The sequence below is a fragment of the Cupriavidus gilardii genome, from assembly GCF_017598945.1.
GTDB lineage: Bacteria > Pseudomonadota > Gammaproteobacteria > Burkholderiales > Burkholderiaceae > Cupriavidus > Cupriavidus gilardii_E.
This window is the reverse complement of record NZ_JAGFTW010000021.1, coordinates 19,117-44,189: the sequence shown is the minus strand read 5'-3', so window position 1 is coordinate 44,189 and position 25,073 is coordinate 19,117. Positions and strand designations below refer to the sequence as shown.

Annotated in this window: 23 protein-coding genes and 1 tRNA gene; 14 read left to right on the top strand and 10 right to left on the bottom strand. The window is 68.1% G+C overall.

Annotated elements, in window-relative coordinates; all coding sequences use genetic code 11:
* Window positions 1–57 precede the first annotated feature (57 nt).
* Window positions 58–2,175 carry a hypothetical protein gene (locus J5T34_RS08995; RefSeq protein ID WP_208579455.1) on the top strand — a complete coding sequence of 706 codons (2,118 nt, stop codon included), beginning with the start codon at window positions 58–60 and terminating at the stop codon, window positions 2,173–2,175.
* Window positions 2,176–2,337: 162 nt separating this feature from the next.
* On the opposite strand, the gene J5T34_RS08990 is transcribed toward J5T34_RS08995, so the two are convergent.
* The 7 genes from J5T34_RS08990 to J5T34_RS08960 all read right to left on the bottom strand — a co-directional run bounded on the left by J5T34_RS08990 (window position 2,338) and on the right by J5T34_RS08960 (window position 11,339).
* Window positions 2,338–4,236, bottom strand: a complete 1,899-nt coding sequence (locus tag J5T34_RS08990) for a potassium transporter Kup (protein WP_208579454.1) — start codon at window positions 4,234–4,236, stop codon at window positions 2,338–2,340.
* A gap of 355 nt (window positions 4,237–4,591) precedes the next feature.
* Window positions 4,592–5,293, bottom strand: coding sequence for an ABC transporter ATP-binding protein (locus J5T34_RS08985; protein WP_208579480.1), 702 nt, complete (start codon window positions 5,291–5,293; stop codon window positions 4,592–4,594).
* 5 nt (window positions 5,294–5,298) lie between these two features.
* On the bottom strand, window positions 5,299–6,156 hold the full coding sequence (locus J5T34_RS08980) for an ABC transporter ATP-binding protein (protein WP_208579453.1): 858 nt from the start codon (window positions 6,154–6,156) through the stop codon (window positions 5,299–5,301).
* Window positions 6,153–7,235, bottom strand: coding sequence for a branched-chain amino acid ABC transporter permease (locus J5T34_RS08975; RefSeq protein ID WP_208579452.1), 1,083 nt, complete (start codon window positions 7,233–7,235; stop codon window positions 6,153–6,155). Before J5T34_RS08975 ends, J5T34_RS08980 begins: the two co-directional genes overlap by 4 nt.
* 4 nt (window positions 7,236–7,239) lie before the next feature.
* Window positions 7,240–8,106: a branched-chain amino acid ABC transporter permease gene (locus J5T34_RS08970; RefSeq protein ID WP_149318893.1), complete on the bottom strand. Its 867-nt coding sequence runs from the start codon at window positions 8,104–8,106 to the stop codon at window positions 7,240–7,242.
* A gap of 106 nt (window positions 8,107–8,212) precedes the next feature.
* Window positions 8,213–9,406 carry an ABC transporter substrate-binding protein gene (locus J5T34_RS08965; RefSeq protein ID WP_208579451.1) on the bottom strand — a complete coding sequence of 398 codons (1,194 nt, stop codon included), beginning with the start codon at window positions 9,404–9,406 and terminating at the stop codon, window positions 8,213–8,215.
* A gap of 289 nt (window positions 9,407–9,695) precedes the next feature.
* Window positions 9,696–11,339, bottom strand: coding sequence for a benzoate-CoA ligase family protein (locus J5T34_RS08960; RefSeq protein ID WP_208579450.1), 1,644 nt, complete (start codon window positions 11,337–11,339; stop codon window positions 9,696–9,698).
* Window positions 11,340–11,583: 244 nt separating this feature from the next.
* Between J5T34_RS08960 and J5T34_RS08955 the strand changes: the two genes are divergently transcribed.
* The 4 genes from J5T34_RS08955 (at window position 11,584) to J5T34_RS08940 (ending at window position 13,968) form a co-directional block, all read left to right on the top strand.
* Window positions 11,584–12,513 carry a helix-turn-helix transcriptional regulator gene (locus J5T34_RS08955; RefSeq protein ID WP_208579479.1) on the top strand — a complete coding sequence of 310 codons (930 nt, stop codon included), beginning with the start codon at window positions 11,584–11,586 and terminating at the stop codon, window positions 12,511–12,513.
* A gap of 184 nt (window positions 12,514–12,697) precedes the next feature.
* The gene (locus tag J5T34_RS08950) at window positions 12,698–13,093 is read left to right on the top strand and encodes an antitoxin Xre/MbcA/ParS toxin-binding domain-containing protein (RefSeq protein WP_371556634.1); all 396 of its coding nucleotides are present in this window, start codon (window positions 12,698–12,700) and stop codon (window positions 13,091–13,093) included.
* Complete coding sequence (locus tag J5T34_RS08945) at window positions 13,053–13,811, top strand: RES family NAD+ phosphorylase (protein WP_208579448.1); 759 nt, start codon at window positions 13,053–13,055, stop codon at window positions 13,809–13,811. The genes J5T34_RS08950 and J5T34_RS08945 overlap by 41 nt, the downstream gene beginning before the upstream one ends.
* 80 nt (window positions 13,812–13,891) lie before the next feature.
* Window positions 13,892–13,968 (top strand) — tRNA-Met (locus tag J5T34_RS08940).
* A 176-nt stretch (window positions 13,969–14,144) separates the two neighbouring features.
* Here J5T34_RS08940 and J5T34_RS08935 read toward each other — a convergent pair.
* Window positions 14,145–14,525 carry a tautomerase family protein gene (locus J5T34_RS08935; protein ID WP_208579447.1) on the bottom strand — a complete coding sequence of 127 codons (381 nt, stop codon included), beginning with the start codon at window positions 14,523–14,525 and terminating at the stop codon, window positions 14,145–14,147.
* 84 nt (window positions 14,526–14,609) lie between these two features.
* On the opposite strand from J5T34_RS08935, the gene J5T34_RS08930 reads away from it, so the two are divergent.
* From J5T34_RS08930 to J5T34_RS08890, 9 genes are all read left to right on the top strand, one after another.
* Complete coding sequence (locus tag J5T34_RS08930) at window positions 14,610–15,467, top strand: LysR family transcriptional regulator (protein WP_208579446.1); 858 nt, start codon at window positions 14,610–14,612, stop codon at window positions 15,465–15,467.
* An 88-nt stretch (window positions 15,468–15,555) separates the two neighbouring features.
* Entirely contained in the window at window positions 15,556–16,140 is a 585-nt protein-coding gene (locus tag J5T34_RS08925) for an NUDIX hydrolase (RefSeq protein ID WP_208579445.1), read from the top strand.
* A gap of 124 nt (window positions 16,141–16,264) precedes the next feature.
* Window positions 16,265–17,014 carry a leucyl/phenylalanyl-tRNA--protein transferase gene (aat, locus tag J5T34_RS08920; protein WP_208579444.1) on the top strand — a complete coding sequence of 250 codons (750 nt, stop codon included), beginning with the start codon at window positions 16,265–16,267 and terminating at the stop codon, window positions 17,012–17,014.
* A gap of 47 nt (window positions 17,015–17,061) precedes the next feature.
* Window positions 17,062–17,814, top strand: a complete 753-nt coding sequence (locus J5T34_RS08915; RefSeq protein WP_208579443.1) for an arginyltransferase — start codon at window positions 17,062–17,064, stop codon at window positions 17,812–17,814.
* A gap of 189 nt (window positions 17,815–18,003) precedes the next feature.
* Window positions 18,004–19,038, top strand: a complete 1,035-nt coding sequence (locus J5T34_RS08910) for a quinone-dependent dihydroorotate dehydrogenase (protein WP_208579442.1) — start codon at window positions 18,004–18,006, stop codon at window positions 19,036–19,038.
* A 72-nt stretch (window positions 19,039–19,110) separates the two neighbouring features.
* Window positions 19,111–20,169, top strand: coding sequence for an aldo/keto reductase (locus J5T34_RS08905; protein ID WP_208579441.1), 1,059 nt, complete (start codon window positions 19,111–19,113; stop codon window positions 20,167–20,169).
* Window positions 20,170–20,406: 237 nt separating this feature from the next.
* Window positions 20,407–21,378 carry an ABC transporter substrate-binding protein gene (locus J5T34_RS08900; protein WP_208579440.1) on the top strand — a complete coding sequence of 324 codons (972 nt, stop codon included), beginning with the start codon at window positions 20,407–20,409 and terminating at the stop codon, window positions 21,376–21,378.
* Between the two features lie 199 nt (window positions 21,379–21,577).
* The gene (locus J5T34_RS08895; RefSeq protein WP_174105681.1) at window positions 21,578–22,474 is read left to right on the top strand and encodes an ABC transporter permease; all 897 of its coding nucleotides are present in this window, start codon (window positions 21,578–21,580) and stop codon (window positions 22,472–22,474) included.
* Window position 22,475: 1 nt separating this feature from the next.
* The gene (locus J5T34_RS08890; RefSeq protein ID WP_208579439.1) at window positions 22,476–23,270 is read left to right on the top strand and encodes an ABC transporter ATP-binding protein; all 795 of its coding nucleotides are present in this window, start codon (window positions 22,476–22,478) and stop codon (window positions 23,268–23,270) included.
* A 108-nt stretch (window positions 23,271–23,378) separates the two neighbouring features.
* Here the strand turns inward: J5T34_RS08890 and J5T34_RS08885 are convergent, their stop codons facing one another.
* On the bottom strand, window positions 23,379–23,651 hold the full coding sequence (locus J5T34_RS08885) for a hypothetical protein (RefSeq protein WP_208579438.1): 273 nt from the start codon (window positions 23,649–23,651) through the stop codon (window positions 23,379–23,381).
* A complete protein-coding gene (locus tag J5T34_RS08880) occupies window positions 23,648–25,060 on the bottom strand; it encodes a LutB/LldF family L-lactate oxidation iron-sulfur protein (RefSeq protein WP_208579437.1) in 1,413 nt (470 codons plus the stop codon). Before J5T34_RS08880 ends, J5T34_RS08885 begins: the two co-directional genes overlap by 4 nt.
* Window positions 25,061–25,073 lie beyond the last annotated feature (13 nt).

Sequence of the window (25,073 nt, the reverse complement as noted above, 5' to 3'; positions counted from 1 at the left end):
CGCGTTACGGCGGCAAGCCGGCCGACGTCGCGCACCATTGCCAGGAGGAATCGACGCATGCAGGCAGCCCGCAGTCTTGCCTCGTCCGCGCCCGCGCGGCCCATTTCGAACCATCCCGAACCGGCCGCTGCCAGCGGCCTGCGGGAGTCGCCGCACGCCTCGGATGCAGGCGACGGCATGCCCGCCATCTCGCCCTTGCGCCCGCAATCCGATGCACAGCGCGGAGAGCCCGGCCAGACACTGCTGGATCGTTGGCTGTCATGGGGCCGTCGGCATTTCGGCCTGGCGGCGACGCGCGGCCCCAGCCCGGCGGCGCGCGCCTGGCCTCGCGGACTGGGTTTCGCGGCATTGCCTGAACCCATCGTGATGCAATTGGCCGGATATCTCGGCCCGCGGGACATCAGCGCGCTTTCGCGCGTAGAGCCGCATTGCCGTCGCCTGCTGGGACCGATGGCCTTCTGTCACGGCATCGAGGTGCGCAGCGATCGTGCGGTGACACCGTCGAACCTCGATGCGGTATTGCGCGACAGCGATCCCCTGCAGCCGGGGCCGCGGTCCGAGGTCCTGGTCCGGCTGGGCCGATCAATTTGCCGGATGCCGCCCGCGCTGTGGCTGTCCGCCGCCGGTTCGCTGCTCCGCGCGGTGGAGCGTCTGCCGGTGGCGGCACGGCCCGCACCGCTCGGCATGGTAGCGCTCGTGATGTTGGCATGCGACGACCTGCTCCCGTCAGGCGCCATGCAATCGCGCAGACAGCTGTATCGACGTGTGCAGGACGCACTGATGGGCTTGCCCGTGTCACTACGGGTCGATGCCCTGTCAGTCCTGCTGCGCGACCTCCCGTCGCAGCGAATGGCCGAGCCCCCGGTCAACCACTGGCTGGCCGCGATGGTGGCGTCCACTTTGGAGGTGGAACAGATCTGGACGCTGCGCGACGCGGCACGGCCGACATTCGAAGCGCCGCCGGCCTTTCGCCACGCCGACAATGCCTTGCGCCGCGCCATCGCGGCGTTGCCGGCCGATACGCCCGAGGCATTGCTGTTCGCGTTCGCCATGCCGACGCGCGCGATGCATACGCAGACCGTCACGCAGCACTACGAACGCTTTATCGAGTTCGCCGCCTCCCACCAGGGATCGTCAGCCGCGCTCGGCCATATCGCCGCTGCACGGCTGCTGCCGCTGCTGCCGCCCGAGGACTGCCTGCTGGGCTGGGATGACGTGCTCATGAAGCTGAACGAACTGCCGCCCGATTTGCATTGCTGGCTGCTGGAGGCGCTGGCTGACGCACTTCCCGGACTCCCACCGGAACTGCGGGCGGATTACTGGCTGGTCCTGTATACCCTGGCCATGGCCCGTCTGCGGTCAGACGGCGAGCGCTACATCGTCCTGCGGCAGCTTTGTCGGGTCCAGAACGGGATCGTCGGCGAGCACAACATCGATCTCGTGATCACGCTGATCAACGCCAGCGCCGTGCAAGCGCTGCCGTTCCGTCTCATTCTGCTGCCCCTGGCACTGGTGACCGGCGAGCCGAGAGTGCTGGCGTGGAATATGGTCCTGGACCATGCCGAGGCGCTTGAACCTGAACAGCGCAATCAGGCGCTGCCGGCACTCGCCTCGACACTGGACAGGGCGCCCGACAGCGGCGCCGCATGGGACGCGATTCTCGCCATGACGCTTGAACTGCGTGTCCACGAACAAGGCGCGGCCCTGTCGGCCCTGGCGAATGCCATGGTTCACCTGCCCCGTGAGCAGGTGAATTCGGCGCTGGATCGCCTGCTGGAAGCCGCGGGCCGCTTGCCTCGCCAGGACCGCATCGACTTGCTGGCGCTGCTATCGCGGCTGGTGGTCGAGAGCGGGCTTTGGCAGCAGGTATTCCACGCGATCCAGGCGCTGCCGCGCCTCGATCGGCCGTTGCCGCTGGCCAGTCTTGCCGACAATATCGAACGGCTGCACACGGCAACGGAGATGACGGCGGCCTGGCAACGGATATGGGAAGCCACGCTGGCGTTGCATCCCAACGACCGGCTGCTGCCGTTGATGGCGCTCGATTCGACCCGGAAGAGGCTGCCGACGCGGGGCAGCTGGCTCGCGGAATGGCAGTGGAAACGCCAATTGTCGGCGTTGCCGCGGGCGGACGCCGTCTGGCTGGACAGGTCCGCTTTTCGGGCCAATCCATAGCATTGCGCACCGTCCACGGCGGGACCGCCCGTATGGGCGGCCCGCATGGCGCAACGTCGTTTTCGGGGGCATGGGAACAACAAAAAAGCCTGCAAACGGCAGCGCCGCATGCAGGCTTGTCAGCGATTCGATCGGCGGCGCCTGTCGGCCCCGGCGCCGCGTTCAGATCTCGACCTTGGTCCCCAGCTCCACCACCCGGTTGGCCGGAATGCGGAAGAAGTCGGAAGGCTTCGCGCCGTTCTGATGCATCCACGCGAACAGCGTCTCGCGCCACATCGGCATGCCGGGCAGGCGCGACGGGATCACCGATTCGCGCGCGATGAAGAAGGACGTCTCCATCAGCTCGAATTCCATGTTGAGCTTGCGCTTGGACAGATCGAGCACCTTGTGCACGTCGGGGGTCTCCTTGAAGCCGTATTCCGACTTCAGGATGAAGACGCCGCCGCCGAGATCCTTGCAGCTGAGCCGGTGATCGTCGTCGACATAGGGGATGTCGCGCGTGACGAAGCTCAGGAACACCACGCGCTCATGCAGCACGCGGTTGTGCTTCAGGTTGTGCAGCAGCGAAACGGGCACGAATTCCGTGTTGCCGGTCAGGAAGACCGCGGTGCCCTCGACGCGGTGCGGCGGATGGGCCAGCAGACCGGCCATGAAGGGCTCCAGCGGAATGCCCTCCTCCAGGCTGCGCGCACGCAGCAGCTTGCGGCCGCCGTACCAGGTCATCAACAGGAAGAAGGCCGCGCTGCCCAGCAGCAGCGGGAACCAGCCGCCCTCGGCGACCTTCAGCAGATTGGCCGACAAGAACGACAGGTCGATCACCAGGAAGGCGGCGCCCGCGGCGCCGACGACCGCCGGCGGCCACTTCCACACGTGGCGCATCACGACGATCGACAGCAGCGTGGTGATCACCATCGTGGTGGTCACCGCGATGCCGTAGGCGGCCGCCAGGTTCTCCGACTTCTTGAAGGCCAGCACCACCAGCACGACCGCCACCAGCAGCACCCAGTTGATCACCGGCAGATAGATCTGCCCGATCTCGGCTTCGGAGGTGTAGCGGATGCGCATGCGCGGGATGAAGCCGAGCTGGATCGCCTGGCTGGTCAGCGAGAACGCCCCCGAAATCACCGCCTGCGAGGCGATCACCGCGGCGCAGGTGGCCAGCAGCACCATCGGGATCAGCAGCAGCTCGGGCACCATCAGGTAGAACGGATTGCGCACGGCGCTGGGGTTGCCCAGCAGCATCGCGCCCTGGCCGAAGTAGTTCAGCATCAGGCAGGGCATCACGATGGCGAACCACGACAGGCGGATCGGTCTGGGGCCGAAATGGCCCATGTCGATGTACAGCGCCTCGGCGCCGGTCAGCACCAGGAACACCGCGCCGAGCACGATGAAGGCCTGCAGTGTGTGCTCGAGCAGGAAGCGCACGCCGTACAGCGGATTGATCGCGGCAAGAATGGCGGGCGCCTCGATCAGGTGGTAGATGCCCAGCCCGCCGAGCGACAGGAACCACACCATCATGATCGGGCCGAACAGCTTGCCCACCGACGAGGTGCCGCGCCGCTGCAGCAGGAACAGCACCAGCAGGATCGCCAGGCTGATCGGAATGACGTAGTGCGACAGCGCCGGCGTCGCGATCTCGATGCCCTCGACCGCCGACAGCACCGAGATGGCCGGCGTGATCACCGCATCGCCGTAGAACATGCAGGCGCCGAAGATGCCCAGCATCATCAGCACCTTGGCGCGCCGCGAGCGTGGTGCGGCGCTGCGCAGCGCCAGCGCCATCAGCGCCAGCACCCCGCCCTCGCCGTCGTTGTCCGCGCGCATCACGAACACCACGTACTTGATCGACACCACCAGGATCATTGCCCAGAACAGCAGCGAGATCACGCCCATCACGGCTTCGGGACTGAACGGAATGCCATGCTCGGCGCTGAAGCACTCCTTCAATGCATACAGAGGACTGGTGCCGATGTCGCCGAAGACGACACCGATCGCCGCGAGTACCAGCACGCGCATGCTGGGGGTCTCGACGAAATAATGGCTCGTGGTGGGTTGTGTCATGGATTCGGAGCGGGAGGCCCACTATGCCGCGGCCGACCGCATCGTTCGAGGAATTTTTTTGCAATGCACAATCGGGCGCCATTCTAGTGGAAGTGGGCCGGCAGCGTCATCAGGAATCTTTTTGAGACCGTGTCCGGCGCGCTGCCGATGGAGCGCCAAGACGGGGACGGCCGGCGATCGCCCTACCCAGGAACGCAAGGATGCGAGCGAAGCGCCGCTCGGTCAAGCCCCGCGGTGTGGCGCGACAGCCATAGAAAAACGGCGCGACAAGGGGTATTCGCGCCGTTTCCTGCCTGCGATGTCTTGTATGTCCGGCTATGTCTTCTATGTCTTCTATGTCTCCCACGTTCGGAGATCAAACGCCGAGATATCGTTCCAGCAAGGCCGGCGTGGCCGCCAGTTCCGCTGCAGCACCGCTGGCCGCGACCAGCCCCTTCTCCAGCACCACCACGCGGTCGGCCTGCGCCAGCACCGCGCGATAGTTGCGGTCGACCACCACGGTGGCGATGCCGGTGCCTCGCACGGCCGCGATCACTTCCCAGATTTCGCGCACGATCTTGGGGGCCAGCCCTTCGGTGGCCTCGTCCAGAATCAGGCAGTCCGGGTTGGTCATCAGCGCGCGGCCGATCGACAGCATCTGCTGCTCGCCGCCGGACAGCTGCTGGCCGCCGTGGTCCAGCCGCTCCTTGAGCCGCGGGAACAGGTCGAGCACCCTCGCCTCGTCCCAGTCGTGACGGCCGTTGCAGCCCTTGCGCGCGGCCATCAGCAGGTTCTCGCGCACCGACAGGTTCGGAAAGATGCCGCGGCCTTCGGGCACGTAGGCGACGCCCAGCCGCGCAACATCGTACGGCCGCGCGCGCGACACGTCGCGGCCGGCGACGACGATGGTGCCGGCGCGCTGCGCGACATGGCCGAGCAAGGTCCGCAGCAGCGTGCTCTTGCCCATGCCGTTGCGCCCGAGCAGGCCGACGGTTTCGCCGGGGTCGACGCGAAAGTCGACGCCGCGCAGCACATGGCTGGTGCCATACCAGGCTTGCACGCCGGTGGCTTCGATCATCGGCTTCACGCTGCGCACTCCTTGCGTGTGCCGGCGGCCGCGCCGGCGCCCGCGCCATGAGGCACCGTGTCGTCGGCGACATCGGCCAGTTCGCCCGCGCCTTCGTCCTCGCCGAGGTAGGCCTGTTGCACCTCGCGATTGGCGCGAATCGCAGCCGGCTCGCCGGTAGCGATCACCACGCCGTTGACCATCACGGTGATGCGGTCGGCCACCGCGAACACCGCGTCCATGTCGTGTTCGACCAGCAGGATCGCATGGCCCTCGCGCAGGTCGCGCAGCAGCGCCAGCATGCGTGCCGATTCCTCGGCGCCCATGCCGGCCAGCGGCTCGTCCAGCAGCAGCGCCACCGGCTGCGTGGCCAGGCACATCGCGACCTCGAGCTGGCGCTTCTGTCCATGCGACAGCGCCATCGCCGGCAGCGCCGCACAGTCCGCGAGACCGGCGCGCTCCATCGCCTCGTCGCCGAGCGCGCGCGCGGTGCGGCAAGACTGCGCGCTCTCCCACAGGCGCCAGGCGCGCTGCGCGCGCGATTGCGCCGCGAGCCGGCAGTTCTCGCGCACGCTCAGCGGCGCAAACACGTTGTTGCGCTGATAGCTGCGTCCCACCCCGGCGCAGGCCAGGCGCGGCTGCGGCCAGCCGGTGACATCGCGACCGTGCAGGAACAATTGGCCGGCGGTCGGTGCGAGCTCGCCGGAGAGCAGATTGATCAGCGTCGATTTGCCGGCGCCATTGGTGCCGATCACCGCGTGGATCTGATGCAGGTCCAGCGCCAGATCGACGCCCGACACCGCGGTCAGGCCGCCGAAGCGGCGCGTCAGTCCGGCTGCGCGCAGCACCGGCTCGTTGCTCTGGCGCGCGTTCATCGCCGTTCTCCCTTGATGCCCTGCCCTGCGCCGCGGACTCGGCCAGCTCCGCCGCTCAGGCGTCGCCGCGCTAGCGCGGCCAGTCCGACCAGCCCGCCCGGCAGCAGCGCCACCGCGGCGATGATGAAGCCGCCCATCAGCAGTTGCCAGTGCTTGGTCAGCGTGCTGAACCACTCGGCCAGCAGCACGAAGGAAAACGCGCCGATCACCGCGCCGGCGAGGCTGCCCACGCCGCCCAGAATCACCATCAGCATCGCGTTGCCCGACTGGTGCCACGACGCGATCTCGGGATTGACGAAGCCGAACTGGATCGCGTACAGATAGCCCGCCAGCCCGGCGAACGCGCCGCCGGCGACGAAGGCGCCAAGCTGGTAGCGGTAGGTGGCGAAGCCCGCGGCCCGCATGCGCTGCTCGTTGTGGCGGATGCCGATCAGCGCGTGGCCGAAGCGCGAGCGCAGCACCATCGCCAGCGCCGCCACGGTGAAGATCAGCGCGCCGAGCACCAGCCAGTAGAAGTGCACGGGGTCGTCGATGCCGAGCGGGCGCGCGCCGAACACGCCGAATTCGGGCCGGAAATAGATATAGGTGCCATCGCTGCCGCCGGCGATCTTGGTGTCGTGAAAGATGAAGTACACCATCTGCGCGAACGCCAGCGTGACCATGATGAAGTAGATGCCGCGCGTGCGCAGCACCAGCATGCCGACCAGCAGCGCGAGCAGCGCCGCCGCGACGACCGCGGCCACCAGCAGCCACCAGCCGTTGCCCGGCTCGGACTGCGGCGCCAGCATTGCGGTCGCATAAGCGGCGGTGGCGAAATACGCCGCATGGCCCAGGCTGACCAGCCCCGTATAGCCGATCAGCAGCTGCAGCGACAGCGCGAAGATCGCCATGATCATCACCTTGCTGAGCAGGTCGATATAGAACTTGTTGCCCTCGCCGCCGAGCGCGAGCGGCAGCGCCGCCAGCACCGCGAAGGCGATCGCCCACGCCAGCGTGGTCCAGCGCAGGTTGGCGCGCCGCCGCAGGTCGAAGGCCGCGCCGATGTCGGCGCCGAGGTCGGTCGGAGGTGTCGATGCCATCGCGCTAGCCCGCCTTGAACAGACCCTGGGGTTTCCAGAGCAGAATGATCGCCATCAGCAGATAGACCAGCACGCCGGCCGCCTCCTGCCAGAACACCTTGCCGAAGGTATCGACGAAGCCGAGCAGCAGCGCGGCGACCATCGCGCCCTTGACCGAGCCGATGCCGCCGATCACCACCACCACGAAACAGACGATCAGCACCTGGCTGCCCATGCCGGGATAAACCGACGACACCGGCGCGGCGATCATGCCGGCCAGCACCGCCAGCGCGACGCCCAGCGCAAAGACCAGCCGGTACAGCCGGCCGATGTTGACGCCCAGCGACTGCACCATCTCGCGATTGCTGGCGCCCGCGCGAATCGTCATGCCCAGCCGCGTGCGGCGGATCACGTAGTACATCGCCGCGGCCACCAGCAGGCACACCGCCGAGATGAACAGCCGGTAGACCGGATAGGTCATCTCGTTGCCGATCGGCAGCGCGCCATCGAGCAGCGGCGGCACCGGCACGCCATGCACATCGTCGCCGACCAGGATGCTGCGCATCTCCTCGAACACCAGGATCAGCCCATAGGTCATCAGCACCTGCTGCAGGTGGTCGCGTTCATACAGATAGCTGAAGAACACCCACTCGAGCAGATAGCCGAACGCGACCGCCAGCACGATGCCCAGCGGCAGCGCGATAAACAGGCTGCCGGTCATGCTCGCCAGCGTGAAGGCCAGGTAGGCGCCCAGCATGTAGAAGCTGCCATGTGCGAGATTGATCACGCCCATGATGCCGAAGATCAGCGTCAGGCCGCTGGCGACCAGGAACAGCAGCAGGCCGTACTGCACGCTGTTCAGGCACTGGATGAGGAAGGAGACGAGGTCCATGCGAGCGATCGGTCATTGACGAGGCCGCGGCCGGCGCGAGCCGGTATGCCGCGGCCGGTGCGGCGCGCAAGGCGCGGGCGATTGGCGTGGGCAGCCCAGCCTGGCGTTACAGGCGGCAGCCGCGGGCGGGATCGGCCAACGCCTTCACCGCGATGCCGGCGACCTTGTTCTCGCGGCCCTCGACCTTGCGCAGATAGAAGTCCTGCACCGGGTTGTGGGCGCGCGACAGCGTGAAGGTGCCGCGCGGGCTGTCGATGCGCGCCGCGGCGATCGCCTTGTAGACGTCCGCCTTGCGGCTCATGTCGCCCTTGACCGCGCTGGCGCCGGCCGCCAGCATCTGCGCCGCGTCGTAGCCCTGCACCGCGTAGACATCGGGCTGCAGCCGGTAGGCCTTCGCATAATTGAGCCGGAACTGCTTGTCGCGCGGATTCTGCAGGCCGTCGGCGTAGTGCAGCGTGGTCTCCAGGCCCTGCGCCGCGCTGCCCTGCGCCTCGAGCGTGCCGTCCGTCAGGAAGCCCGATGCATAGAGCGGAATCTTGTCCTTCAGGCCCGCCGCGGCCCAGTCCTTGACGAACTTGACGGCGCCGCCACCGGCGAAGAAGACGAACACGGCGTCGGGCTTGAGCGAGGCGATCTCGGTGATCTGCGCCTGGAATTCGACGTTCGGGAACGGCAGGCTCAGTTCCTTGACGATCTTGCCGCCCTTGGCCTCGAAGGCCTCCTTGAAGCCGCGCACCGACTGCTCGCCGGCCGCGTATTTCCACGTCAGCGTGACGACGCGCTTCATGCCGCGCTCGGCCACTACCTGGCCCATCGCATAGCCGGGCTGCCAGTTCGAGAACGACGAGCGGAAGATGTTGGGCCCGCACAGCGGACCGGTGGCCTCGTCGGCGCCCGCGTTCGGAATGATCAGCAGCGTGTTGTTTTCCTTGGCGACCTTGACGATGCCCATCTGCACGCCCGAGTGCACGGTGCCGACCACCACGTCGACCTGGTCGCGCTTGACCAGCTTGGTCGCGTTCTCGGGGGCCTTGGCCGGGTCCGATTCGTCGTCGACCTTGAAGTATTCGACCTCGCGCCCGCCCAGGCGGCCGCCCTGCTCCTGCACATACATGCGGAAGCCGTTCTCGATCGCCGTGCCGAGCGCCGCGTAGGTGCCGGTGTAGGGCAGCATGAAGCCGACCTTGATCTTGCCGGCTGCGGCCGATGGCGCGGGCTGCCCCGCGGCGGCGCCCGCCAGCGTCAGCGCGGCGACGGCAAGACAGGTCGGCGCCAGGCGGCGCGAGATGAAGCGATGCATGGATGTCTCCTCCTGGTGGTTCAGCGGGTCGCTCGCGCGACGGTGCGACGGCGTCCGTCCCTTGCTGTCATGCCTGGCCGAGCCCGCGGTGATGCGTGCGGGCGGGGGGCATCGAAGCGGTCCGGCGCCAATTATTTTAGGTTTGAAGTTTTCGCCGTTATAAACCCCGCCATGGACGGCGTCAATGCAGTGGAACCCGGCGCCGGGGCGGCCCGGGGTGCCGGGGCCATCGGCTCGCGCCCGAGTGTAATGACGCGCGGGCGGCGGGGATATCGCGGCTTACCCTGTCTCATGGCGTGGCGACGGTACCCGCTGCATCGGGTACCGCTTCCCGCGCCTCCCGCGCCTGCTGCTCGCGTTGCCGCAGCCGGAAGCGCTGGATCTTGCCGGTCGCCGTCTTCGGCAGTTCGGCCACGCATTCGACCTGGCGCGGGTACTTGTACGGCGCCAGGCTGCTCTTGACGAAGGCCTGCAGCTCGGCCTCCATGCCGTCGTGCCACTGATGCCCGGGACGCAGCACCACGTAGGCCTTGGGCTTGACCAGCCGGTCGGCGTCCTCGACGCCGATCACGGCAGCCTCCAGCACCGCGGGATGGCGCGCGAGCGCCGCCTCGACCTCGAACGGCGACACATAGACGCCGCCGACCTTCAGCATGTCGTCGCTGCGCCCGGCATAGATGTAGTAGCCGTCGGCATCGCGCAGATACTTGTCGCCGCTGCGGGTCCATTCGCCGACGAAGGTGTTGCGGGTCTTGTCGCGATTGCCCCAGTACATCAGCGCTGCCGATGGTCCCTTGATGTACAGGTCGCCGATCTCGCCGGGCGCGCAGGGCTGGCCGGCGTCGTCGAGCAGCTTCAGCTCGTAGCCCGGCACCGGCTTGCCGGTGGTGCCGTAGCGCACGTCGCCGGGGCGGTTCGACAGGAAGATATGGAGCATCTCGGTCGAGCCGATGCCATCGAGGATGTCGCAGCCGAAATGGGCGCGGAATCGTTCGCCGATATCGCGCGGCAACGCCTCGCCGGCCGAGGTGCAGACGCGCAGCGCGACCGCCTCGCGTGCCGGCAGTCCGGGCGCGGCGAGCATGCCTGCAAACAGCGTCGGCACGCCGCAGAACACCGTGGGCCGCTGCTCGGTCAGCCGGCGGAACACCGCCTGCGGCGTCGGCCGCTCGGCCATCAGCACCGTGGTGGCGCCGACCGACAGCGGGAAGGTCAGCGCGTTGCCGAGCCCGTAGGCGAAGAACAGCTTGGCGGCGGAGAACACCACGTCGTCCTCGCGCAGGCCCAGCACCTGGCGGGCGTACAGGTCGGCGGTGTGGAACAGATTGCCGTGGGTATGGACGGTGCCCTTCGGACGACCGGTCGAGCCGGACGAATAGAGCCAGAACGCCATGTGATCGGGCCCCGTGGCGGCGTGGTGCGCCAGCGGCGTGCCGCTGCTCGCCAGGCCCGTCACGGTCGCCGCGGCCGGCGCTTCGCCCTGCGGCAGTTGCCCATCGACAGGCAGCGGCGCCGCGACGATCCACAGCGGGTCGACTCCGGCGCGCTGCGCCGCCTCGCGCACGGCGGGCAACAGCGGCGCGGAGACCACCGCGGCCCGCGCGCCGCTGTGTTCGAGCATGTAGGCGTAATCGTCCACCGTCAGCAGCGTATTGACCGCGACCGGCACCACGCCGGCCAGCAGGCAGCCCAGGAACGCCACCGGAAAATCGATGGTATCGAGCGCGCACAGCAGCAGCCGCTCTTCTGGCCGCAGCCCGGCGGCCAGCAGCGCGCCGGCGAAGGTGCGGCTGCGCCCGTCGAGTTCTGCGTAGGTCAGCGTCGCGGTGTCGTCGCGATAGGCCAGCTTGTCGCCCCGGCCGGCATCCAGATTGCGCGACAGCAGATCGGCGGCGGCGTTGTAACGCGCCGGCAAAGCGGTCGGGGACGTCATGTCTCACTCCTTGGCGGCCCGAAGGCGGCATCTTGTCGGCCGTCGGTGCTCGCCCTGGGGCGGCACCTTATCGTTGTTGATGCATTTTATTGCACATCGACTAAGATGCAAGCTCAGGAATGCACTATATGGCAGCGAGAAAGGGCCGAGAGGGGTAACCCGGGTGTGCGCCGGGTGGGCCTATAATGCCGCACCCTGCGCTTTTCGCTGCTTCCTCCATCCACGATTCCAACCCTTGTCCGTGATGCGCCGCGCCACTGAAGCCACTGCGCCCTTGTCCGACGCCGAGCCCCGCCAGCCCGGCGAGCGCGATCCGTATCTGACCCAGCTGGGCGAGCGTATCCGTTCGCTGCGCGCCGCCCGCGGCATGTCGCGCAAGGATCTCGCGCGCGGCGCCGGTGTCTCGGAGCGCTATCTCGCCAATCTGGAAACCGGAACCGGCAACGCCTCGGTACTGTTGCTACGCCAGGTCGCGGCGGCGCTGAACGTGCCGTTGCCGGTGGTGCTGGCCGAAGCCGACGGCGGCAACGGCGCGCGCGCCGCCGAATTCGGCCAGCTGCTGCAGTGGCTGGCGCAACTGCCGCCGGCCGATCTGGCCCGCGTGCGCGAAGCCTGCCGCAATGCGCTGGCGCCTTCCGCGCCGTTCGATGCCCGCCATCGGCGCATCGCGCTGATCGGGCTGCGCGGCGCGGGCAAATCCGCGCTGGGACGCGCGCTGGCCGAGGCGCGCGAACTGCCGTTCGTCGAACTGAATGGCGCGATCGAACAGGAGGCCGGCGCCACGCTGTCGGAAATCCATTCGCTGTACGGCCAGGCCGCCTACCGCCGCTATGAATTGCGTGCGCTGGAACGCGTGCTGCGCGAGCACGACCGGCTGGTGCTGGCCACGCCCGGAAGCCTGGTGTCCGAGCCGGCCACCTTCAACCTGCTGCTGGCCAACTGCTACACGGTCTGGGTCAAGACCTCGCCCGAGGAACACATGGCGCGCGTGGTCGCCCAGGGCGACATGCGGCCGATGCAGGGCAATAGCGAGGCGATGGCCGATCTGCGCCGCATCCTGCAGGCACGCACCCCGCTTTACGCGCGCGCCGACGCCGTGATCGACACCAGCGGGCAAAGCCTGGGCGCGTCGCTGCAGGCGCTGCAGACGGTGCTGCAGGACGCCGGCGCCTGAGGCCACTCGACCTGGCTTGCCCGGCCCGCACTATATTTCACCGCCTCTGGCCCCATCGAAAGCCGTGGGAACGGCCTCGAAAAGCCGGCGGTCGAATGGGCGTACGCAAGGAATCCCGCAAAAGTGGTTTTCCTGCTTCCCTTGCGAAACAAGTGGCCTATAATGTTTCCAAGGAAACAGGAGCATGGCGATGCAGACCAAGCAACTTCGGCAGCAGCTTCCCGCCGGCGCCCCGGATGCCGGGACGACCCTGACCAAGGCCGTGATGCGCGCGGCCAGCTTTCTCGGCATCAGCCAGGCCGTGGTCGCCAGCGTGCTGGGCATCAGCACGGCATCCGTCTCGCGGATGGCTTCGGGCCACTACGTCCTGGACAACCACCGCAAGGAATGGGAGTTCGGCGTGCTGTTCGTGCGCCTGTTCCGCTCCCTCGATGCCATCCTTGGGCATGGCGACCAGGCCCGGTTGTGGCTCGCCAATGACAATCTCGCGCTGGGCGGCAAGCCGCTCGAACTGATCCGTACTACCGAAGGCCTGGTTCGTGTCGTTCACTACCTGGACGCCACCCGCGGTCGCATCTGAGCGCAAGCCGTTTGCGCTCACGTTGTGGCGGGCGGTGGAAGCCCAGCATGTGGTTTCCACGATGCCGCTGGTCGACAGCCTCGAAGAGCAGGCTGTGCTGGAGGCCGTGCTGGACGCCGGCAAACCGGCAGTCCCCTCCTACGCCCGCCATCTGCACTATCTGCTGTTCACGCCGTTCCGCTATCCGCCCTCGCCATGGGGGTCGCGCTTTCGCGCAGCGCACGATCCCGGCGTGTTCTATGGCGCCGACGAAATCCGCACCGCCTGCGCCGAGCTCGGTTACTGGCGCTGGCGCTTCCTGCGCGACAGCCCCGCGCTGCCGCGCATCGATGCGCGCGCGCAGACGCTGTTCCAGGTCGGCGTGCGCACCGACGGTGTGGCGCTGGACGAAGCGCCGTTCGCCCGCGACGCCGCGCAATGGCAGGACCCGGTGCACTACGAGGGCTGCCAGGCCTTCGCCCGTGTCGCCCGCGAGGCCGGACTCGGGCTGATCCGCTACCGTTCGGTGCGCGATCCCGCCCAGGGACACTGCGCCGCCGTGCTGACGCCGCTGGCCTTCTCCGCGCCCGCGCCGCTGGTCACCACGACATGGATGCTGACGGTGCGGCCCGACCGCGTGATCTGGCAACGCGACGATCTGCTGCAACGCGAGAATTTCGAGTTCGAGGCGGTGACCTGGGAACGGCCGAACGGCAATGCGGCGCCCGCGACGGCTTGAAATTGCGCCCTCGATTACCTCGGTCGACATCTCCTGTTGCATTGCGAAAGCGATTGCCCTATAATCACTTCTTCGACGGACGCGGGGTGGAGCAGTCTGGCAGCTCGTCGGGCTCATAACCCGAAGGTCGCAGGTTCAAATCCTGCCCCCGCAACCAACCGATCGAATCCAGCGACAGCGTCGCAAGAATCAACCGCCCCATCCTGAATCGGACCGGGCGGTTTTTTTACGCCCTTCGCTTGCCTCCCCCTTCAGGCCCTGCTGCACCTCTGGGCCAGCGATCGGCTCGGCAACGCTCTCCGGCACGTTGCCGCCGGGCCTGCTGCAACGCGGCTAAGCGTATTGCGCGAGTCCGCGGCCCAATGACCAGTTCTCCTTCGCCACCTCGACCAGGCTGACGAACACATCCTCCGGCCGGATACCGGGGCGATCGCCGAGCAACTCGGCGGTGCGCCGGAACAACGCCTTCTTTTGCTCCAGCGTGCGGGTGTTGTTGGCGGTGATCTGGATGAAGACCAGGTCGTCGCTGCGGGCAACGCCGAGATACGACGCGCCATAGCGAAAGTTCGCCGGCTCATGCTCGGTGATGGTCATGAACTGATCGTCCTCCGGCACATTGAAGGTTTCCCGTAGTGCGCGATAGACGCTATCGAAGATGGCCTGACGATACGCGTCCGGCTTTCCGGCACGCATGGCGATATGAACGAGCGGCATGGCAACTCCCTGGGCGATGATCGTGCTGCCATCCTATTTATTTCGCTATGCTATGGACAGTTATTTCATCGATAAGAGATGGAAATGAATAGCCGACCTCTGGACCTCGATGCCGTCCAGGCCTTCGTCCGCATCGCCCAGTTGGGCAGCTTCACGCTGGCCGCCGAGGCCATGCGCACCACGCAGGCCGCCGTCAGCCTGAAACTCAAACGGCTGGAGGACCGGCTTGGCTTTCGGCTGATCGAGCGCACGTCCCGCTACGTCGAGCTTTCCGCGGGCGGGGCGGCCTTTCTGGAACACGCCCGCGAACTGCTGGAGGCACACGATCGCGCGCTGTCGGTTTGCGCGGGCGGGCGCCAGCGCCTGACCATCGGCATCAGCGACCATGTCGCCGGCCCCGAGCTGCCCACGCTGATCGCCCGCATGAACGCCCAGGATCCGGCGCTGCTGATCGAGATCCGGATCGGTTCGTCGGGCGAACTGCTCCAGCGCTTCGACCGCCGCGAACTCGATACGGTGATCGTCCGGCTGCATGCGGAGCGCGGCGATGGGCAAGTGTTGGCCGAAGAACGATTCGGCTGGTTCGCCGCGCCGGGTTGGCAGCATCGGGCCGACGAGCCGTTGCCTCTTGCCACGCTGGCCGAGCCCTGCGGCGTGCGCGCGATGGCCGCGCAGTGCCTCGATGCGGCAGGCGTGCCCTGGCAGGAGATCTTCGTCGGCGGCGGCGTGGCGGCCGTGAGCGCGGCGGTGATGGCAGGGCTTGGCGTGGCCGCGCTGGCGCCGCGCATGCTGCCGTTTGGCGCGGTCGAGGTAGGCGCCCGCCTGGGTTTGCCCGAGTTGCCGCGCTTGCCGATCGTGCTGCATTCGCGGGTCAGGGACGGCCGGCCGCAGGATGCGCTGTCCGCGCTCCGTGCCGCGTTCCGTGGCGCGGTGCGCGGCTAGGCTGCCTGGACGGCGCCGCCGTTCCGGGATCGCGCTGCCACCCCCGGGCCCGGTGATAAACTGCGGCCATTCCTCCCGGACCGAATCCATGAAATTCTGCTCGAACTGCGGCCATGCGGTCGTGCTGCGCATCCCCGATGGCGACAACCGGCCGCGCCATCTCTGCGATCAATGCGGCACCATCCATTACGTCAATCCGCGCAATGTGGTCGGCACCGTTCCGGTCTGGGAAGACAAGATCCTGCTGTGCAAGCGCGCGATCGAGCCGCGCTACGGATTCTGGACGCTGCCGGCCGGCTTCATGGAGATCGGGGAGACCACCGCACAGGCCGCCGCGCGCGAGACGCTGGAGGAAGCCGGCGCACGCGTGCAGATCGGCGAGCTGTTCTCGATGCTGAACGTGCCGCACGTGCATCAGGTCCATCTGTTCTATCTGGCCAGGCTCGAAGATCTCGACATCGCACCGGGCGAGGAAAGCCTCGAGGTCAAGCTGGTCGACGAGGCCGACGTGCCCTGGGACGAGCTGGCCTTCCCCACCGTGATCCACACGCTGCGCTGCTTCTTCGCCGACCGCGCCGCGGGCCGCATTGCCGACGGCAGCTTCCGGCTGCATACGCTCGACATCGACAAGCCGATGCGCCCGCTGACGGCGCGCGCGACGGTGGAGCCCTGAACGGGCGGCCCGCCATCGAGGCCGCCTCCGTGTCCGCCGCGCGCCGCGCCCTGTTCTTCCGCTCAGTCGTCCGCCGCCTGGTTCGTCCCTTGGCCCGTCCCTTCTCCTGTCCCTTCTGCCGCGCATGATCGCCTGGCTCGACCCGCACGATCCGTTTCCCCCGGTCGATGCCGCGCTGGGCCCCGACTCCGAAGCCCCCGGCCTGCTCGCCGCCAGCCGGGACCTGACGCCGCAGCGCCTGCTGCTGGCCTACCGCCACGGCATCTTTCCCTGGTATGCGCAGGGCCAGCCGGTGCTGTGGTGGAGCACCGATCCGCGCATGGTCCTCGATCCGGCCGCGCTGCGCGTCTCGCCGAGTCTGCGCAAGACGCTCAAGCGCGTGCTGCGCGAGGACGACTGGCAGATCCGCGTGGACGACGATTTCGAATCGGTGATGCGCGCGTGCGCCGAGACCCCGCGCGCCGGTCAGCACGGCACCTGGATCACGCCGGAGATCGTCGAGGCCTACGGCGCGCTGCATGCGCGCGGCATGGCGCATTCGGTCGAGACCTGGTACCGCGGCGAGCGCGTCGGCGGGCTGTACGGCGTGGCGCTGGGCCGCATGTTCTACGGCGAGTCGATGTTCGCGCGCCGCACCGATGCCTCGAAGATCGCGCTGGCGGGGCTGTGCGCCTTCCTCGCCGGCCACGGGGTGACGATGATAGACTGCCAGCAGGAAACCGAGCACCTCGCCTCGCTGGGCGCGCGGCCGATTCCGCGCAGCGAATTCGTCGCGCATCTGCGCACGGCGACCGCGCAGCCGCAGATCGTGCCGTGGCGGTTCGACAAGTCGGTGCTCGAATGGTGGACACGGGCGCGCCACGCCGAGCGCTAGCGCCCCCGCGCTCCGACCTCGGCAGCACCCGACGGCAGCATCCGATCATGAGCAAGCTCAAGGAATTGCCCCTTTCCGCGCTGCAGTTCTATGCAACGGCGCCCTACGCTTGCAGCTATCTCGAAGGCCGCATGGCCCGCTCGCAGGTGGCCACCCCCGCGCACCTGATCAATGCCGACGTCTATTCCCGCCTGGTGCGCGCCGGCTTCCGGCGCAGCGGCGTCTTCACCTACCGCCCCTATTGCGACGATTGCCACGCCTGCACGCCGTGCCGGCTGGCGGTCGACCAGTTCGAGCCGGACCGCAGCCAGCGCCGTGCCTGGCAGCGCCACCGCCATCTGCAGGCGCTGGTCGCGCCGCTGACCTACGTCGAAGAACACTACGCGCTGTACCTGCGCTATCAGTCGATGCGCCATGCCGGCGGCGGCATGGACCAGGACAGCCGCGATCAATACGAGCAGTTCCTGCTGCAGAGCCGGGTCAATTCGCGGCTGGTCGAATTCCGCGATCCGCCCGACGCGGCCGAACCGGGCAAGCTGCGCATGGTCAGCATGATCGACGTGCTCGACGACGGGCTGTCGTCGGTCTACACCTTCTACGATCCGCTGCAGCCCAAGACCAGCTACGGCACCTACAACATCCTGTGGCAGATCGAGCAGACCCGGGAACTGGGCCTGCCCCATCTCTACCTCGGCTACTGGATCGCCAACAGCCGCAAGATGGCCTACAAGGCGCGCTTTCAGCCGCTGCAGGTGCTGGTCGGCAACCAGTGGCGGCCGTTCGAGCCCGACGCCGCCTGACCCGGCGATAGCCGTGCGGCCGGCGTCCCAAGCGCCGCTGCCGTTACAATATCGCCTTGGCCGCGCGCCGACGCGCCGCGGCCGCCTTCCGGTACCGCCCCGCCGCATTCGACTGGTCGCCCGGTCTCCGATTCGCTGCCCCGGTTGGCTACCCCGATTGCTGCCCCGACTTCCTGCCTGATTTCCGCCGTGCTCAACGCGCTCTATCCCCTGTTTCGTCCCGCCCTGTTCTCGATGGACGCCGAGGACGCTCACCATCTGACCCTGGACAATCTGCGCCGCGCGCAGCGCCTCGGACTGGCCGGCTGCCTCGGCAACCGCATCGACGACGATCCGCGCACCGTGATGGGCGTGCGCTTTCCGAATCCGGTCGGCCTGGCCGCCGGCCTCGACAAGGACGGCGCCTATATCGATGGCCTGGCCGCGTTCGGCTTCGGCTTTATCGAGGTCGGCACGGTGACGCCGCGCCCGCAGCCGGGCAATCCGCGCCCGCGCATGTTCCGGCTGCCGAAGGCCGAGGCGCTGATCAACCGGATGGGCTTCAACAACGGCGGGGTCGACGCCTTCGTCGCCAACGTCAACGCGTCGCGCTGGAAGGCCGAAGGCGGCGTGCTCGGGCTGAACATCGGCAAGAACGCCGACACGCCGATCGAGCGCGCGGTGGACGACTATCTGTACTGCCTGGAGCGTGTCTATCCGCACGCCAGCTATGTCACCGTCAACATCTCGTCGCCGAACACCAAGAATCTGCGGCAGCTGCAGGGCGCCAGCGAGCTCGACGGCCTGCTGTCCGCGCTGAAGACCGCGCAGCAGCGGCTGGCCGACCAGCATCGGCGCTACGTGCCCCTGGCGTTGAAAATCGCGCCGGACCTCGACGCGGACCAGATCGGCAATATCGGCGACGCGCTGGTACGCCATCGCATCGACGGCGTGATCGCCACCAACACGACGATCTCGCGCGAGGCGGTCAAGGGCCTGCCGCATGCCGAGGAAGCCGGCGGCCTGTCGGGCCGCCCGGTGTTCGATGCCTCGACCGCGGTGGTGCGCGCGCTGCGCGCGGTGGTCGGCGACGCACTGCCGATCGTCGGCGTCGGCGGCATCTTCGACGGCGCGCAGGCGCGCGCCAAGATCGATGCCGGCGCGCAGCTGGTGCAGCTCTACACCGGGCTGATCTACCGCGGCCCGGCGCTGGTCAAGGAATGCGCGGCCGCACTGCGCCGCTGAGCCGCGGATGGCGCCCGTCGCGCTCCCCCGCTCCGTTCCTTTTTTGTCCCGCCCCATTCAAAGGAAAACCGCATGGAAACGATCCGACTCGGCCAGAGCGATTTGCAGGTCTCGCGCATCTGCCTCGGCACGATGACCTTCGGCGAACAGAACACCGAGGCCGAAGGCCACCAGCAGCTGGACTATGCGCTGTCGCGCGGCATCAACTTCATCGACACCGCGGAGATGTACCCGGTCAAGCCGCGCGCCGAGACCTACGGCCGCACCGAGCAGATCGTCGGCAGCTGGCTCAAGCGCCAGCCGCGCGAGCGCATCGTGCTGGCCACCAAGGTCGCCGGCCCGGCGCGCATGCCGTGGATCCGCAACGGCGGCGACCTGACGCCGCAGAGCATCCGCGCCGCGGTGGACGAATCGCTCAAGCGCCTGCAGACCGATTACATCGACCTGTACCAGATCCACTGGCCGGCCCGCAACGCGCCGATCTTTGGCCAGAAGCAGTTCGACCCGTCGCGCGAGCGCGCCTGCACCAGCATCGCCGCCCAGCTCGATGCGATGGCGCAGCTGGTGCGCGCCGGCAAGATCCGCTACGTCGGCGTGTCGAACGAAACGCCGTGGGGCATCGCCGAATTCGTCAAGCAGGCCGAGCTGCACGGGCTGCCGCGCATCGCCACCGTGCAGAACCCCTACAACCTGGTCAATCGCAGCTTCGAACAGGGCCTGGACGAGGCGTGCTATCGCACCGGCGTCAGCCTGCTGGTCTACAGCCCGCTCGCCTTCGGCCAGCTGACCGGCAAATACCTGAAGGCCGGCGCCGCGCAGCCGACCTTCGACGCTTCCGCACAAGGCCGGCTGACGCGCTTCCCGGCCGACTGGAGCCCGCGCTATCTGCGCCCGGAAACGCTGGCGGCCAGCGCCCGCTATGTCGAGCTGGCACGCGCGCATGGCCTGTCGCCCGCCACGCTGGCGCTGGCCTGGTGCTACTCGCGCTGGTTCGCGCACAGCACCATCATCGGCGCGACCACGCTGGCGCAGCTGCAGGAGAACATCGACGCCTGGGGCGTGCAGCTGCCGGAAGACGTGCTCGCCGGCATCGAGCGGATCCACGCCGAGATCCACAATCCGGCGCAATAAGACAGTCCAGGGCGGTCCAGAAATGCGGCGCGGGAACCCGACCTCGGTGGGGGTTCCGCGCCGCGCCGCAACAGGCACCGCGGGCCGTGGAAATGGTATCCTCGCGGGCTTGACGCCGCCCCCGCTGGCGGTGCGCGTACCACGCGTACCTGCCGGCGATCCACTGGAACCACCGAGGCAGCGGGGCGGCCGACCCGACCGAAACCCACAACCAAATATTCGAGGGGAGATTCGACCATGACCATGCTGAAAACTTCGACCAAGACCTTGCTCGCCGGCGCCGTCGCGCTGGCCCTGCTGCACGCCGGCGCGGTGAACGCGCAGACCGTCAAGGTGCTTTCGATCGTCGATCACCCCGCGCTGGACGCGATCCGCGACGGCGTGCGCGCGGAACTGAAGTCGGCCGGCTATGACGCCGACAGGAACCTGAAGTGGGAATACCAGAGCGCGCAGGGCAATACCGGCACCGCCGCGCAGATCGCGCGCAAGTTCGTCGGCGACCAGCCCAGCGCGATCGTGGCTATCGCAACGCCTGCCGCGCAGGCCGTGGTGGCCTCGACCAAGACCGTGCCGGTGGTCTACTCCGGCGTCACCGACCCGGTCGCGGCGCAGCTGGTCAAGGGCTGGCAGGCCAGCGGCACCAACGTGACCGGCGTGTCCGACAAGCTGCCGCTGGACAAGCAGGTCGCGCTGATCAAGCGCGTGGTGCCCAAGGCCAAGACCGTCGGCATGGTCTACAACCCGGGTGAGGCGAACTCGGTCGTGGTGGTCAAGGAACTGAAGACGCTGCTGGCCAAGGAAGGCATGACGCTGCGGGAAGCCGCCGCGCCGCGCACCGTCGATATCGGCTCGGCCGCCAAGAGCCTGGTCGGCAAGGTCGACGTGATCTACACGAATACCGACAACAACGTGGTGTCGGCCTACGAGGCGCTGGTCAAGGTCGCCAACGAATCGAAGGTGCCGCTGGTGGCCGCCGATACCGACAGCGTCAAGCGCGGCGCGATCGCGGCGCTGGGCATCAACTACGGCGACCTCGGCGTGCAGACCGGCAAGATCGTCGTGCGCATCCTGAAGGGCGAAAAGCCGGGCGCGATTCCGTCCGAGACCAGCGACAAGCTGGAGCTGTTCGTCAACACGAGCGCCGCCGAGAAGCAAGGCGTGACGCTGTCGCAGGACCTGATCAAGGAAGCCAAGCAGGTCATCAAGTAATGACGCCATGACGACCCGCCGCCCCGCTGCCGGCATGCCGCGCAGCGGGCGGCTGGCCGGCGCCGCTCCCTACCGGGCTGCGCGCCGACGCCGCTGGTTGCAGCCTGCGGCCCGCCCAGGCGCATGATCCGCCGGCGGCTGCCGCGCCAGTCAGCACGCCCGGCCACCGGCGGGCGCGCATACCGCAACAGGATTCACCATGTCCCTCTTCTCCCTTCTGGGCGCGCTGGAGATCGGCCTGATCTTCAGCCTCGTCGCCCTCGGGGTGCTGATCTCCTTCCGCATCCTCAATTTCCCCGATCTGACCGTCGACGGCAGCTTTCCGCTGGGCGGCGCCGTCGCCGCCACGCTGATCGCGATGGGCCACGATCCGTTCCTGGCCACGGCCCTCGCCATCGTCGCCGGCGCGGTCGCCGGCCTGATCACCGGCTGGCTCAACGTCCGGCTCAAGATCATGGATCTGCTGGCCTCGATCCTGATGATGATCGCGTTGTACTCGATCAATCTGCGCATCATGGGCCGGCCCAATGTGCCCTTGATCACCGAGCCCACGATGTTCACGGTGCTGCAGCCGGAATGGCTGCCCGACTTCATGCTGCGCCCGCTGGTGCTGGTGGCGATCGTGATCGTCGCCAAGCTGGGCCTGGACTGGTTCTTCTCGTCGCAGCTCGGGCTGGCGATGCGGGCGACCGGCGCCAATCCGCGCATGGCGCGCGCGCAGGGCATCGCCACCGGCCGCGCCACGCTGGCCGGCATGGCGCTGTCGAACGCGCTGGTCGCGCTGGCCGGCGCGCTGTTCGCGCAGACCCAGGGCGGCTCGGACATCTCGATGGGCATCGGCACCATCGTGATCGGCCTGGCCGCGGTGATCATCGGCGAGACCATCCTGCCGGCACGCCGGCTGATCCTGACGACGCTGGCCGTGGTGCTCGGCGCGATCCTCTACCGCTTCTTCATCGCGCTGGCGCTCAACAGCGACTTCATCGGCCTGAAGGCACAGGATCTGAATCTGGTCACCGCGCTGCTGGTGACGGTCGCGCTGGTGCTGCCGGCCACGCGCAAGAAGCTGTTCGGCCGCAAGGCGAATGGAGGCTGACATGCTGCGCGCACAAGACCTGAAGCTGACCTTCAACCCCGGCACGCCGATCGAGACGCGCGCGCTGCGCGGCCTGAGCCTGGAGATTCCGGCGGGCCAGTTCGTCGCCGTGATCGGCTCGAACGGCGCCGGCAAATCGACCTTCCTGAACGCCGTCAGCGGCGACCAGATGGTCGATTCCGGCACCATCACCATCGACGGCAACGATGTCACGCGCAAGCCCGCCTGGGATCGCGCGCCGCTGGTCGCGCGCGTGTTCCAGGACCCGATGGCGGGCACCTGCGAAGCGCTGACGATCGAGGAAAACATGGCGCTGGCGATGGCGCGCGGTTCGCGCCGGGGCTTCCGCCCTGCGCTGAACCGTTCGTCGCGCGAGCTGTTCCGCGACAAGCTGCGGCTGCTGAATCTGGGCCTGGAAAACCGGCTGACCGACCGCATCGGCCTGCTGTCCGGCGGCCAGCGCCAGGCGGTCAGCCTGCTGATGGCGTCGCTGCAGCCCTCGCGCATCCTGCTGCTGGACGAGCACACCGCCGCGCTGGACCCGAAGACCGCCGCCTTCGTGCTGGAGCTGACGGCCCGCATCGTCGAGGAAAACAAGCTGACCACGATGATGGTGACCCACAGCATGCGGCAGGCGCTGGACTACGGCCAGCGTACCGTGATGCTGCACCAGGGCCAGGTGGTGCTCGACGTGTCGGGCGACGAACGCAAGGGCCTCGACGTGCCCGACCTGCTGCGCATGTTCGAGCGCAGCCGGCACGAGCAGCTGGACGACGACGCGCTGCTGCTGGGCTGAGTCCCGTCCTGCTTCGCCATGCCCTGCTTCGCCATGCAAAACCCCGGCCTCGGCCGGGGTTTTGTTTTGCTGCTGCGGGGGGCGGCGGCAGTGGCGGCAGTGCCGGCGTCAGGCCGAAGCCGCCTTGGCCAGCCAGCGCTCGAGCTGGTCCGTCACCGCGGTGCTGGAGAACGAGCAGCTGTCCTGTGCGAACACCGAGGACATCTCCAACCGCCGCAGCAGTTCCTCCATCGCCTGGCCGAACACCGGCGGCAGCGTCAATGCCGCGCTCTGCTCGCGCCAGCTGCGCACCAGTGCGTCGGCGGGCAACGCACCGGCACGATGGCGCTCCAGCGCGTCCCGCATGGCGCTCAAGGGCGCCTGGTTCGCCGGATCGCTCATGCCTTCGCCCTCCTCTCCTTGTAGAGATCGCGGAAGGTCCGGCCGCTCGGGGCCGGCATATCGCGCGTATCGGTCCAGCCGCGGCCGCCCAGCGGCAGCTTGCCGATCCGTCCGTCGTTGCGGCCCATGCGCGACAGTACGCTGGCACCCAGCCGCGTGGTCAACGCATAAAGGCCTGGCCGCTTCGCCACGTAGCCCCAGACGCGCAGTCCCCAACGCTCCTGCCACGGCCGCATGCCGCGCTCCATCTGCTTCTCGCGCAGCTTGCGCAGCAGGTCCGACAGCGGGATCGAGGCCGGGCAGACGCGATTGCACTCGCCGCACAGCGTGGCCGCCTGCGGCAGATCGATGGCATTGCCCAGGCCGACATAGCTGGGCGTCAGCACGCTGCCCATCGGCCCGGGATAGACCCAGCCATAGGCATGGCCGCCGATCTTCTGATAGACCGGGCAGTGGTTCATGCAGGCGCCGCAGCGGATGCAGCGCAGCATCTCCTGGAAGTCGCCGCCAATCAGGCCCGTGCGGCCGCCATCGACCAGCACGAAGTACATGTGCTCGGGGCCATCCTGCTCGCCCGGCGCGCGCGGACCGGTCAGCAGCGAGAAATAGTTGGAGATCGCCTGACCGGTGGCCGAGCGCGGCAGCAGCCGCATCACGGTGGCCAGGTCCTCCAGCGTCGGCAGGACCTTCTCGATGCCGGTGACGGCGACATGCACGCGCGGCATCACCGTACACATGCCCTCGTTGCCCTCGTTGGTCACCACCGCGACGGAGCCCGTTTCCGCGATCAGGAAGTTGCCGCCGGTCACGCCCATATCGGCCGACAGGAACTCGGGGCGCAGCACCTCGCGGGCTTCGCGCGTCATGTCGGGAATCTCGGTCAGCCGCGGCTTCTGGTGGACCTTGGCAAACAGGTCGGCGATCTCGTCCTTGTCCTTGTGCACCACCGGCGCAATGATGTGCGACGGCGGCTCGGCATCGTTGATCTGCAGGATGTATTCCCCCAGATCGGTTTCGATGCTCTGCACGCCCAGCTCGCCGAGCACCTCGTTGAGCCGCATCTCCTCGGTCACCATCGACTTGCTCTTGATGACCTTGCGCACGCCGTGCTTTTGCGCGATCTCGCCGACCAGGCGCGCCGCGTCGGCCGTCGTCTCGGCAAACAGCACCGTGGCGCCGCGCCGCGTCGCGTTCTCCTCGAAGGTCGCCAGCCACACGTCCAGATTGGCCAGCGCGCGGTCGCGGCGCTCCTTCAGCGCCTCGCGCGTGGCGGCGAAATCGATGTCCTCGATCGCCGCCGCACGCGCGGTAACGAACTTGGTCGACAGCTTCTTCAGGTTCTGCTGCAGGCGCTGGTCGGCCAGCTTCTGGCCGGCGCGCGCCTTGAATTCCATGCTGTGCACTTGCATGCGTGGGACCTCT